Source organism: Streptomyces sp. NPDC020489 (assembly GCF_044386545.1).
GTDB lineage: Bacteria > Actinomycetota > Actinomycetes > Streptomycetales > Streptomycetaceae > Streptomyces.
Genome location: NZ_JBIRUZ010000011.1, coordinates 277,828 through 290,346, shown reverse-complemented (window position 1 = coordinate 290,346; position 12,519 = coordinate 277,828). Strand labels below are relative to the sequence as shown.

The window sequence follows — 12,519 nt, the reverse complement described above, 5'->3', positions numbered from 1 at the left end:
CTCGGGCTCCACGGACACGAAAGGCACCCTGTAGCAGGCCTGTAGCGAGAAGCGGACGGAAACAGGAGGCGTCGCGGATTACCTTCTCTTTACACTCGACGGGGAGGGGAACTCGTGACCCACTCCAGGGGAGGACGATCACGGTGAACAGGACCTCTGCGTACGCCGCCACCTCGGCCGTCGCGCTGCCCGCGCAGCCGGCCGCCCCGCTCCCGGAGACGCTCCGCGAGACGGCCCGGGAGACGTGCGCACCGCGGCCGGTCGTCCGCGACCTGCGTGAGCGCGCCGGACACAGCCCGCACGCCCTGCTCTTCGCCCCGGCCGACCTCGTCGTGATCACCGGACTGCCCGGCAGCGGCAAGTCCACCCTGATGAAGCGGACCGTCAAGGGCCTGCGCGTCGACTCCCAGGACACCCGCGACCGCTGGGACGAGCGGATGCCCCGCTTCCTGCCGTACGCCGTCTACCGCCCGCTCGTCCGGGCCGCCCACTACCTCGGCCTGTACCGCGCCCTGCGCTCCGGTGAGGGGGTCGTGGTGCACGACTGCGGCACGCAGTCCTGGGTGCGCGGCTGGCTGGCCCGCGCGGCCCGGCGCCGCGGCGGCACCCTGCACCTGCTGCTCCTCGACGTCACCCCGGACACCGCCCTGGCCGGCCAGCGCGAGCGCGGCCGGGGTGTCTCGACGTACGCCTTCCTGCGCCACCGCACGGCCGCCGCCCGTCTGATCCGCTCCGTGGCCGAGGGCGACCTGCCCCCGGGCGTCGGCTCCGCCCTCCTCCTCGACCGGGACGCGGCAAACACCCTGCGCCGCATCGGCTTCACGGGCTGAGGAGCGCGGGCGGACACGGGAGGGTCCGGCGCCGCTTAGGCTCCAGCGGGCGCGCTGAGGCCGCGGTCGGGCACCGGCGGGTCTGGCGCCGCTTCGGCTCCAGCGGGGCTGAGGGCCACGGCCGGTCACTGGCGGTCCGGCGTCGGATCGGCTCCACGGGCTGAGGGTCATGGGGGCCGGGGGCGGGCACCGGCGGTCCGGCGTCCCATCGGACCGCGGGGACCACGGCCCGGGCACCGGCAATCCGGCTCTGCACCGGCTTCACAGGCTGAGGTGGTCCGCGGCCGGGCACGGCCAGGCACCCGCGGTCCTGCGCCGCACCGGCTTCACAGCCTGAGGTCCGCGGCCGGGCACGGCCAGGCACCCGCGGCCCGGCGCCGCACCGGCTTCACGGGCTGAGGAGCACGGCCAAGCACCCGCGGTCCGGCGCCTCAGCCGCTTCGCGGGTACGGACGGGCGTCGGCGGTCGGGGCACCCGCTAGCCTTTTCAGCCACAGGCAGGCCCCAGGCGGCGGTTCTCGGCAGGCGGACGGACAGATGGCATTCCCGGCACAGGCACACCCCCATCCGCACGGCGGCGGTTGGCCCGGCAACGAGCTGGAGGAGGTCCTCTCGGCCTCCCTCGGCATACCCGGGGCGGGCGGCCGGATCATCGAGGTCCTCGGCCGCAGCTTCGTCTGGGTCCCGCTGCCCAACGGCGGCGGCCCGCACAGCGGCCCCCTGGACCTGCCCACCATGGAGATCGGCGGCCAGGCGTTCGTCCCCGTCTTCAGCTCCGAGGAACAGTTCCGGCAGGTCGCCGGCGGGCACATGGCGTACACCGTCGCGCCCGCCGTGGAGTTCGCTCGCGGCCTGCCCCCGCAGGTCGGCATCGCCGTGAACCCGGACGGCGTGGTCGGCGTCCCGCTGCCGCCCGCCGCCGTCGCCGAGCTGTGCCGCATCGGCCGCACCCCGCTGGACGGCCCCAACACCGGTGGCCGCGTCAAGCTGTACGAGCCCGACTGGAAGGACGACCCGGTCGACTTCCTCGCCGCCGCCTCCGCCGAGTTCGCCGCGACCGGCGTGGTCCTGACGGCCCGCCGCTGCCTCGCCGCGATCGAGACGGCCGACCCCGTGATGTTCGTGGGCGTCGAGCTCTCCCGGTGGGAGGGCGACTTGCGTACCCTCCCGATGGACGCCCTCGGCCGGGCCCTGGGCCGCACACCGGTGCCGTGGCCGGTGAACCTGGTCCTGCTGGACGTGGCGGACGACCCGGTGGGCCACTGGATGCGCGAAAAGGTACGCCCGTTCTACCCCCAGGGCTTCGCGACCTCCTGAGGGCACGGGAAACCGTCCGACAGGCCCGCCACGACCCGCACCCCGCAGACCACGCAAGCCCCGGGCTCCCAACGCTTAAGCTGTTTCCGAATACGCAGATTTCCCGAAGGGGCGGACGACGTGAGCGGCACCGGCACCGCGACCGGCACGGTCGAGCACATGCTGCGCCAGGTGACGCCCGGGCGCTACGACGCCTACGAGGCACTCCTCCGTGCCCTCGCGGCCCCTTCCTCCGGCCAGGTCTGGATGCTCCTGTGGCACGGCCAGTCGGGGTCGCCGGACGCCCAGTACGGGAACATGGAGGTCGACGGCTACGGCTACGCCCCCTGTGTCACCTCCGCCCAGGAGCTCAGCGCCAGCGGCTGGAACCGCTCCTACGAGGTCGTCGACGGGGTCGACGTGGCCCGCACCCTCTACCCCGACCACTTCGGCCTCTGGCTCAACCCGCACGCCCCCGGCGGCGGTGTCGGCATCCCCTGGCTCGACCTGCGCCGGATCGCCACCGGTCTGGAGCGCCAGCCCGCCGGCCCGCTCCGGCTCTCGGAGCCCGGCATCGAGATCCCGCAGTTCTACGCCCTGATCGCGCACAACGCCCACCGCACCCCGGCGGTCCGCTCGCTGCGCCGCGCCTGGGTGCAGCCCGCGCTCGGGGCGCCGTACCTCGCCATCGGCCTGGACGTCTACGACACCAGCCCGGCCGCCGTGGACTCGGTGCGCGCGATGATGCAGCAGTCGATCGGCGCGGTCCCGGACGGGCTGCCGGTGTCGACCGTCGCCATGTCCGACGAGTACGACCCGATCGCGATGTGGATGCGCGCGAGCGCCCGCCCCTTCTACGACCGTGAGGCCCACGCCGCGGCCCCCGCCCAGGCCCCTGCGGCGGGGTACGGCTACCCTCCGGCGCCCGGCGGCTACTGAGCCCGACCGGCCACAGGCTCTTCTGTTACGGGAGTGTATCTGCGCGCGTAGATGTGGGCAGAAGGTACCTATGCGGCACCGAATGTCCCAACTGATCCCCGTCCGGCGGCCGTTACCCGCCGTCCGGATAACGGAACCCCCCAGCCCGCATCACGTTTACGCATCCTTTCCCCGCCAAGTCTGGCAACAGATCACCAAAGCGTTGAAGACTCCCGCAGCAGGGGTGGGTTCGCCCCTGTGTACGACGGACTGATCACGCCGCTACAGCGGCAAGTGAGGGCCGGCTACCGCCGGTTGAGAGGGGCCCCTGCCAGATGACGGCACCATTGCACGAGCCGACCGCGGAAGCGGCCCCGAGCGCGGCCGAAGAAGCGGCGGTTGTGAGCGCCGACGCGAAGGCCGTACAGGGACGTTCCCTGGGGCGGATCGCCTGGGAGCGCCTGAAGCGGGACAAGCTTGCCCTCACGGGCGGAATCGTCGTGCTGTTCCTGATCGCGGTCGCGCTGCTCGCGCCGGTGATCACGAACCTGTACGGGCAGGACCCGAACACCTACCACGACGCCGACCTGATCGACCCGCTCTTCGGCACCCCCAAGGGATCCTTCGGCGGCATCAGCGGCGACCACTGGCTGGGTGTCGAGCCGGTCAACGGCCGCGACATCTTCGCGCGCGTCGTCTACGGCGCCCGGATCTCCCTGCTCGTCGGCTTCCTGTCCGCGATCGTCGCCGTGGTCATCGGTACGGTCCTCGGCATCCTGGCCGGCTTCTTCGGCGGCTGGATCGACTCGGCCGTCAGCCGCGTGATGGACGGCCTGCTGGCCTTCCCGCAGCTGCTCTTCATCATCGCCCTGGTCTCCGTCATGCCGAACGAGATGCTGGGCCTCACCGGCACGGGCGTCCGCCTGTTCGTGATGATCCTGGTCATCGGCTTCTTCGGCTGGCCCTACATCGGACGCGTGGTGCGCGGCCAGACGCTCTCGCTCCGGGAGCGTGAATACGTCGAGGCGGCCCGCTCGCTCGGCGCCGGGCGGCTCTACATCCTGTTCAAGGAACTGCTGCCCAACCTGGTCGCGCCGATCATCGTCTACACGACGATGATGATCCCCACCAACATCCTCACCGAGGCGGCGCTCAGCTTCCTGGGCGTGGGCGTCAAGCCCCCCACGGCCTCCTGGGGGCAGATGCTCTCGAACGCGATCGACTACTACAAGTCGGACCCCACGTACATGGTGGTGCCCGGTGTAGCGATCTTCATCACCGTTCTTGCCTTCAACCTCTTCGGCGACGGCGTGCGGGACGCGCTGGACCCGAAGGGTTCCCGCTGAACTGCCGTACCCAAAGCGTCCCGTGGCACTGACACGGGGTCTCTCATCAAATTCGGAGGATCCGAGATCGTGACTACCCAACGCACCTCAGGGCGGCGCAAGCAGGCATTTGCCGCTGTCGCCGCGGTCGCCGCGCTGCTGACCACGGCGGCGTGCGGCGGCGGCGACGACGACGGCGGTGAAAAGGGCTCGGCGACGGGCGCGGCCGGCTTCAACGCCGCGAACAACAAGGTCGCCCAGGCCTCGCTGGCCAAGAAGGGCGGCGAGCTGAAGTTCGCCGGTGCCCAGGACGCCGACTCGTGGGACACCACGCGTGGCTACTACGGCTTCATGTGGAACTTCGCGCGCTACTACAGCCGCCAGCTCGTCACGGGCGCCCCGGCGCCGGGCGAAGAGGGCACGAAGCTCTCCCCGGACCTGGCCACCGGCCTCGCCAAGGTCACGGACGACGGCAAGACCTACACGTACACCCTGCGTGACGGCATCACGTGGGAGGACGGCAAGCCGATCACGTCCAAGGACATCAAGTACGGCATCGAGCGCGTCTGGGCGCAGGACGTGCTGTCCGGCGGCCCGGTCTACCTCAAGGACGTCCTCGACCCCAAGGGCGAGTACAAGGGCCCGTACAAGGACAAGTCCGCGGACAAGCTCGGCCTGAAGGCCATCGAGACGCCGGACGACAAGACGATCGTCTTCAAGCTGCCCGCGGCCAACGCGGACTTCGAGGAGATCCTCGCCCTGGTCTCGGCCTCCCCGGTCCGCCAGGACAAGGACACCAAGTCCAAGTACGGCCTGAAGCCGTTCTCCTCCGGCCCGTACAAGTTCCAGTCGTACAGCCCGGGCAAGGACCTGGTCCTGGTCCGCAACGACAAGTGGAACCAGGCCTCGGACCCGATCCGCAAGGCCTACCCGGACAAGATCTCGGTCAAGTTCTTCTCGAACGCCAACGACCTGGACGCCCGTCTGCTCGCCGGTGACTACGACCTGGACATCAACCAGACCGGTCTGTCGCCGCAGGGCCGCACCACCGCCCTGCAGGAGCACAAGGCCAACCTGGACAACCCGGTCTCCGGCTACATCCGGTACGCGGTCTTCCCGCAGACGGTGAAGCCGTTCGACAACGAGCACTGCCGCAAGGCCGTGATCTACGGCGCCGACCACGTCTCGCTGCAGACCGCGCGCGGTGGCCCGGTCGCCGGTGGTGACATCGGCACCAACATGCTGCCCCCGACCGTCCCCGGTTCCGAGGGCCAGAAGTACGACCCGTACGAGCTCGCCGGTGCCAACAAGAACGGCAACGTCACCAAGGCCAAGGAAGAGCTGAAGGCCTGCGGCAAGCCGAACGGCTTCAAGACCACCATCGCGGTGCGCAACAACAAGCCGGTCGAGGTCGCCACGGCCGAGTCCCTCCAGGCCTCGCTGAAGAAGGTCGGCATCACCGTCGACATCGACCAGTACGACGGCTCGCAGACCTCCGGCATCATCGGTAGCCCCTCGAACGTGAAGAAGAAGGGCTACGGCATCATCATCATGGGCTGGGGCGCCGACTTCCCGTCCGTCCAGGGCTTCGGTCTCCCGCTGTGGGACGGCAGCTACATCCTGGAGAGCGGCAACAACAACTTCGCGATGATCGACGACAAGAAGATCAACGGGCTGTTCGACACCTACGTCAAGACGCAGGACGACGCGGGCAAGCTGGCCATCGCGAAGGACATCAACCACGCGGTGATGGAGGGCGGTTACTACCTGCCCTTCGTCTTCGAGAAGTTCGTGAACTGGCGCGGTGACCGTCTGGCGAACGTCTACACGTCGGACAACTACAGCGGCATGTACGACTTCGTCAACCTCGGCCTGAAGTCCTCGAAGTAACCCCGGCACACCCGCCGAACGGCACGAAAGGCAGGTGAAGGCCGGCGACGCGTGATCGCGGGCCACCGGACGACCTCCGGTGGCCCGCGGTCCGCGGCGGGCCGAGAGCTGTGCTCGCTTACCTCATCAGGCGGCTGTTCGCCGCCGCAGTGATGCTCGTGGTCATCATCATGGTGGTCTTCGGCATCTTCTTCCTCGTCCCCAAGTGGGCGGGCGTCGACGTCGCCCTGAGCTTCGTGGGCAAGCAGGCCGACCCCGCCGCCGTCGAGGGCGTGCGGCAGAAGCTGGGTCTGGGCGACCCGATCTACGCCCAGGTCTGGGAGTTCTTCAAGGGCATCTTCGCGGGCCGCACCTACGTGGGCGGTGGCGACACCGTGCACTGCTCCGCGCCGTGCTTCGGCTACTCCTTCCGCAGCGAGCAGGCCGTCTGGCCGGTGCTGACCGACCGCTTCCCGGTGACCCTGGGTCTCGCGCTCGGTGCCGCCGTGCTGTGGCTGATCCTTGGTGTCGCCGCCGGTGTGCTCTCCGCGCTCAAGCGGGGCAGCCTGTGGGACCGCAGCGCGATGGTCGTGGCCCTGTCGGGTGTCTCGCTCCCGATCTACTTCACCGGCCTGCTGAGCCTCGCGATCTTCTCCTACGGTCTGGGCTGGATCGACGGCCAGTACGTGCCCCTCGAGGACAGCTTCACCGGCTGGCTCGGCGGCATGATCCTGCCCTGGATCACCCTGGCGTTCCTCTACGCCGCGATGTACGCCCGGATCACCCGCGCCACCATGCTGGAGATCCTCGGTGAGGACTACATCCGTACGGCCCGTGCCAAGGGCCTGACGGAACGGGTCGTCATCAGCAAGCACGCCATGCGCTCGACGATGACCCCCATCCTGACCATGCTCGGCATGGACCTCGGCGCCCTCATCGGCGGCGCGATCCTGACCGAGACCACGTTCAGCCTCCCCGGCCTCGGCCAGGCCGTGCTGAACGGCATCAAGAACCAGGACCTGCCCATCATCCTGGGCGTCACCCTGATCACCTCCGTCGCCGTGCTGATCGCCAACCTCGTGGTGGACGTCCTGTACGCCGTGATCGACCCCCGAGTGAGGCTCGCATGACCGAACTCAGCAAGAGCGGAGCGGCCGTGGGCGAGCCCACCCCCGCCTCGCCCGCGCCGACCGCGTTCCTGGAAGTGCGCGACCTGAAGGTGCACTTCCCGACCGACGACGGTCTGGTCAAGTCCGTGGACGGGCTCAGCTTCCAGCTGGAGAAGGGCAAGACCCTCGGCATCGTGGGCGAGTCCGGCTCCGGCAAGTCGGTGACCTCGCTCGGCATCATGGGCCTGCACACCGCCGGCCAGTACGGCAAGCGCAAGGCGCAGATCTCCGGCGAGATCTGGCTGGACGGCACCGAGCTGCTCTCCGCCGACCCCGACCACGTGCGCAAGCTGCGTGGCCGCGAGATGGCGATGATCTTCCAGGACCCGCTGTCCGCGCTGCACCCGTACTACACGATCGGGCAGCAGATCGTGGAGGCGTACCGCATCCACCACAACGTGGACAAGAAGACCGCCAAGCGCCGCGCGGTGGAGATGCTCGACCGGGTCGGCATCCCGCAGCCGGACAAGCGGGTGGACAGCTACCCGCACGAGTTCTCCGGCGGTATGCGCCAGCGCGCGATGATCGCGATGTCGCTGGTCAACAACCCCGAACTGCTCATCGCGGACGAGCCGACGACCGCCCTGGACGTGACCGTCCAGGCGCAGATCCTCGACCTCATCCGGGATCTGCAGAAGGAGTTCGGCTCCGCGGTCATCGTCATCACCCACGACCTGGGCGTCGTCGCCGAGCTGGCCGACGACATCCTGGTGATGTACGGCGGACGCTGTGTCGAGCGCGGTCCGGCGGAGAAGGTGTTCTACGAGCCGCGCCACCCCTACACCTGGGGTCTGCTCGGTTCGATGCCGCGCCTCGACCGCGACCAGCAGGAGCGCCTCATCCCGGTGAAGGGCTCCCCGCCCTCGCTGATCAACATCCCGTCGGGCTGCGCCTTCAACCCGCGCTGCCCGTACGCGGACGTCCCCAAGGACAACGTCACCCGCACGGTCCGCCCCGACCTGACCGAGGTCGGCAGCCAGCACTGGGCCGCCTGCCACATGACCCAGGAGCAGCGGGAGCGTATCTGGACCGAAGAGATTGCGCCGAAGCTGTGAGCGAGGACAAAGTGAGCATCCCTGCGCCGAGCGAAGGCACGGTGATCACCAAGAGCGGTGCCGCCCCCGGCGAGACCCTGCTCAAGGTGACCGGGCTCCAGAAGCACTTCCCGATCAGGAAGGGCCTGCTCCAGCGCCAGGTCGGCGCGGTGCGCGCGGTCGACGGCATCGACTTCGAGGTCAAGTCCGGCGAGACGCTCGGTGTCGTGGGCGAGTCCGGCTGCGGCAAGTCGACGATGGGCCGGCTGATCACCCGCCTGCTGGAGCCGACGGCCGGCACGGTCGAGTTCGAGGGCCAGGACATCACGCACCTCGGGGTCAGCGGCATGCGTCCGCTGCGCCGCGACGTGCAGATGATCTTCCAGGACCCGTACTCGTCGCTGAACCCGCGCCACACCATCGGCACGATCGTCGGCGCCCCCTTCAAGCTCCAGGGCGTCACGCCCGAGGGCGGCATCAAGGCCGAGGTCCAGCGGCTGCTGTCGGTGGTCGGTCTCAACCCCGAGCACTACAACCGCTACCCGCACGAGTTCTCCGGCGGTCAGCGCCAGCGCATCGGCATCGCCCGCGCGCTGGCCCTGAACCCGAAGCTGGTCGTGGCCGACGAGCCGGTCTCCGCGCTCGACGTGTCGATCCAGGCCCAGGTCGTGAACCTGCTGGACGACCTCCAGCAGGAACTCGGTCTGACGTACGTGATCATCGCGCACGACCTCTCGGTGGTGCGGCACGTCTCGGACCGGATCGCGGTGATGTACCTCGGCAAGATCGTGGAGCTGGCCGACCGCGAGTCGCTGTACAAGGCGCCGATGCACCCGTACACCAAGGCGCTCATGTCGGCGGTGCCGATCCCGGACCCGCGGCGCAAGAACGCCAAGAGCGAGCGCATCCTGCTCAAGGGCGACGTGCCCTCGCCGATCTCCCCGCCGAGCGGCTGCCGCTTCCACACCCGGTGCTGGAAGGCGACGCAGATCTGCACGACGACCGAGCCGAAGCTCACCGAGCTCAAGCCCGGTCAGCAGGTGGCCTGCCACCACCCGGAGAACTTCGAGGACCAGGCGCCGCAGGACACCGTCCTGCTGACGGTCGCCAAGGAGGCGGCCGAGCTGGTCGCGGACGAGGTGCTCGCGGAGTCGGCGGAGACGTCGGCCGCGGTGGCGGCGGAGGTCGGGGCCGCGGAGCCGTCGTCCGAGGCGCCCGAGGCTCCCGAGGCGCCCGAGGCTCCCGACGCGGCTGAGAGTGCCGCGGTCACCGACGAGCCCGAGGCTCCGTCGAAGGAGAAGTAGGTCCTTCAGTAGGCCCTGTCAGCGAGCCCCCGCCTTCATTTGCAAGGCGGGGGCTCGCTGCTGGGTGAGAATGTACGGGTGCTCCAGAACCTGTTCACCCCTTCCGTCCAGCACACGCTCGATCTCGTCGGCATCTTCGTCTTCGCCATCTCCGGCGCGCTGCTGGCCGTCCGCAAGAACTTCGACGTCTTCGGCATCGCCGTCCTCGCCGAGGTCACGGCCCTGGGCGGTGGACTGTTCCGCGACCTGATCATCGGCGCCGTCCCGCCCGCCGCCTTCACCGATCTCGGGTACTTCATCACCCCGCTGCTCGCCGCCGCCCTGGTCTTCTTCCTCCACCCGCAGGTGGAGCGCATCCAGCTCGGCGTGAACGTCTTCGACGCGGCGGGCCTCGGCCTCTTCTGCGTCACGGGCACGACGAAGGCGTACGACTACGGGCTCGGACTCACCCAGTCGGCCACCCTCGGACTGGCCACCGCGGTCGGCGGGGGTGTGCTCCGGGACGTGCTCGCCAACGAGGTGCCGTCACTGCTGCGCTGGGACCGCGACCTGTACGCGGTCCCGGCGATGGTCGGCGCCACCCTGGTCGTGCTCTGCATCCGCTACGACGCCCTCAACCCGGTCACCAGCGGAGTGGCGGTCGTCACCGCCTTCGTCCTGCGGTTGCTGGCGATGCGGTACCACTGGCGAGCGCCGCGGGCCTGGAACCGGCGGTCGACCGTGAGCGAGGAGTGAGGACGGCCTCCGTCTGTTCTACCGGCTCCGTCTGATCCGCCGAGAAAAGCTACCGCTTAGTAGTCATTTGTTGTAGCGTTCAGCCATGCCAGAAGCAGCTACCGCCACGCAGGCCACGATCGGCGACAGCGAGTTCGACCGGGACACCGCACTCACCCGCCGCGCACCCGGCGTCTACGACATCGACCTGTCCGCCGGCTGGACGATCATCAGTGCCGTCAACGGCGGCTACCTTCTGGCCGTGCTGGGCCGCGCCCTCGCCGACGCCCTGCCGCACCACGACCCGTTCACGATCTCCGCGCACTACCTGACGGCGTCCCAGCCGGGCCCCGCGGTCGTCCGCACCGACGTCGCCCGCACCGGCCGCACCCTCTCCACCGGCCAGGCCTCGCTCTTCCAGTACGACGAGCAGGGCAACGAGATCGAGCGCATCCGGGTCCTGGCGTCGTACGGCGACCTGGACGCCCTGCCCGACGACGTCCGTACGACGGCGACGCCGCCCGCGATCCCGCCCATGGACCAGTGCTTCGGCCCCGAGGACGGGCCGGCCCCCGTCGACGGCAGCTCCGCCATCGCCGACCGCCTGATGCTCAAGCTCGACCCGAGCACGCTCGGCTGGGCTCTCGGCGCCCCCTCCGGCAAGGGTGAGATGCGCGCCTGGTTCGGTCTGGCCGACGGCCGCGACCCGGACCCGTTCTCGCTGCTGCTCGCGGTGGACGCGCTGCCGCCCACCGCCTTCGAGATCGGCCTGAAGGGCTGGGTGCCCACGGTCGAGCTGACGGTCCACGTCCGCTGCCGTCCCGCCCCGGGCCCCCTGCGCGTCTCCATCACCACCCGCAACCTCGCCCACGGGTTCCTGGAGGAGGACGCCGAGGTCTGGGACAGCGCGGACCGTCTGGTGGCCCAGTCCCGTCAGCTCGCCCGCGCCCGGCTCGGCTGAGCGGCGCCCGCCCCGGCACGGACGCCGCCCCGCGGCAGGGATCCTGGTGGGGTGAAGTCCGACCGTCTGCTGTCGATCCTGCTGCTCCTCCAGACCCGCGGCCGTGTCCCGGCGCGCGAACTCGCGGACCGCCTCGACGTGTCCGTCCGCACGATCTACCGGGACATCGAGGCGCTCTCCGCCTCGGGCGTCCCCGTCTGGGCCGAGCGTGGGCGGCACGGCGGCATCGAACTCCTCGCGGGCTTCCGCACGGACGTCACCGGACTGACGGCGGACGAGTCCCGCGCCCTGTTCATCCTGGCGGCGCAGGGCGCGCACGCCGCGCTCGGCCTGGACGCGGCCCTCGGCTCGGCCCTGCGCAAGGTGATGGCCGCCCTTCCGGCCCCGCACCGCCCCGCCGCCGAGGTGGCCTCCCGCCGGATCCTGGTCGACGCCACCCGCTGGAAGGGCGGACCCCGGCCGGCCGTCGACCTGGCGGCGCTCCAGGACGCCGTCTTCGCCGACCGCCGGCTGCGGTTGCGCTACCTGCACAGCGGGCGGCGCGAACCGCGGACGTACACCGTCGACCCGTACGGTCTCGTCTCCAAGGCGGGTGTCTGGTACCTGGTCGCCGACCGGCGGGGGAGGCCACGGCTGTTCCGCGCGGACCGGGTGCGTACGGCGACCGTCCTCGACGAGCCCGTGCGACGGCGGCAGGGCGTCGAACTCGCCGACGTCTGGGAGGTCTTGCGCCGCGAGGTCGAGGAACGCCCCGGCGGGATCGACGTCGTCGTACGCGTCCGGCGCGACCGCCTCGACCTCTTCCTGCGCCTCAACGCCCCTTATCTCGCCGAACTCCCCGAGGACGAGGACGAGGACGAGGTGCACGACGACTGGGTGACGGTCCGGCTGTCGTACGGCGTGCTCGGCGAGACCCGTCAACTGCTGCAGTTCTCCGACCGGATCGAGGTGCTCGACCCGCCCGAGGTGCGCGCGGAACTGGCCCGGGCGGCCGCCTCTGTCACGGACCTGTACCAGCGACCAGGAGGCGGCGCGGGGGAGAACGGCAGGTCAGGCGGGGTGCTTTAGGCGGCCTTTGCCCGGCGCACAGGCAGGGGAC

At 70.2% G+C, this 12,519-nt stretch carries 11 protein-coding genes; all 11 read left to right on the top strand.

The window, feature by feature from the left end; genetic code table 11:
- Positions 1 to 143: 143 nt before the first annotated feature.
- The 11 genes from ACH41F_RS28790 to ACH41F_RS28740 all read left to right on the top strand — a co-directional run bounded on the left by ACH41F_RS28790 (position 144) and on the right by ACH41F_RS28740 (position 12,488).
- Positions 144 to 830: an AAA family ATPase gene (locus ACH41F_RS28790; RefSeq protein ID WP_391232629.1), complete on the top strand. Its 687-nt coding sequence runs from the start codon at positions 144 to 146 to the stop codon at positions 828 to 830.
- A 537-nt stretch (positions 831 to 1,367) separates the two neighbouring features.
- Positions 1,368 to 2,147, top strand: coding sequence for an enhanced serine sensitivity protein SseB (locus ACH41F_RS28785; protein ID WP_398838096.1), 780 nt, complete (start codon positions 1,368 to 1,370; stop codon positions 2,145 to 2,147).
- A gap of 120 nt (positions 2,148 to 2,267) precedes the next feature.
- Positions 2,268 to 3,065: an enhanced serine sensitivity protein SseB C-terminal domain-containing protein gene (locus tag ACH41F_RS28780; protein ID WP_391232627.1), complete on the top strand. Its 798-nt coding sequence runs from the start codon at positions 2,268 to 2,270 to the stop codon at positions 3,063 to 3,065.
- A 314-nt stretch (positions 3,066 to 3,379) separates the two neighbouring features.
- The gene (locus ACH41F_RS28775; RefSeq protein WP_391232625.1) at positions 3,380 to 4,390 is read left to right on the top strand and encodes an ABC transporter permease subunit; all 1,011 of its coding nucleotides are present in this window, start codon (positions 3,380 to 3,382) and stop codon (positions 4,388 to 4,390) included.
- Positions 4,391 to 4,459: 69 nt separating this feature from the next.
- Positions 4,460 to 6,259 carry an ABC transporter substrate-binding protein gene (locus ACH41F_RS28770; RefSeq protein WP_391232623.1) on the top strand — a complete coding sequence of 600 codons (1,800 nt, stop codon included), beginning with the start codon at positions 4,460 to 4,462 and terminating at the stop codon, positions 6,257 to 6,259.
- Positions 6,260 to 6,369: 110 nt separating this feature from the next.
- Complete coding sequence (locus ACH41F_RS28765; RefSeq protein WP_391232621.1) at positions 6,370 to 7,368, top strand: ABC transporter permease subunit; 999 nt, start codon at positions 6,370 to 6,372, stop codon at positions 7,366 to 7,368.
- Positions 7,365 to 8,462 (top strand): oligopeptide/dipeptide ABC transporter ATP-binding protein, encoded by a 1,098-nt coding sequence (locus tag ACH41F_RS28760; RefSeq protein WP_391232620.1) that lies wholly within the window; start codon positions 7,365 to 7,367, stop codon positions 8,460 to 8,462. The genes ACH41F_RS28765 and ACH41F_RS28760 overlap by 4 nt, the downstream gene beginning before the upstream one ends.
- 11 nt (positions 8,463 to 8,473) lie before the next feature.
- A complete protein-coding gene (locus tag ACH41F_RS28755) occupies positions 8,474 to 9,745 on the top strand; it encodes an ABC transporter ATP-binding protein (protein ID WP_398838093.1) in 1,272 nt (423 codons plus the stop codon).
- Positions 9,746 to 9,823: 78 nt separating this feature from the next.
- Positions 9,824 to 10,480 carry a TRIC cation channel family protein gene (locus tag ACH41F_RS28750; protein WP_391232618.1) on the top strand — a complete coding sequence of 219 codons (657 nt, stop codon included), beginning with the start codon at positions 9,824 to 9,826 and terminating at the stop codon, positions 10,478 to 10,480.
- Between the two features lie 85 nt (positions 10,481 to 10,565).
- A complete protein-coding gene (locus ACH41F_RS28745; RefSeq protein ID WP_391232617.1) occupies positions 10,566 to 11,420 on the top strand; it encodes an acyl-CoA thioesterase domain-containing protein in 855 nt (284 codons plus the stop codon).
- Between the two features lie 51 nt (positions 11,421 to 11,471).
- Positions 11,472 to 12,488: a helix-turn-helix transcriptional regulator gene (locus ACH41F_RS28740; RefSeq protein ID WP_398838091.1), complete on the top strand. Its 1,017-nt coding sequence runs from the start codon at positions 11,472 to 11,474 to the stop codon at positions 12,486 to 12,488.
- Positions 12,489 to 12,519: the final 31 nt, after the last annotated feature.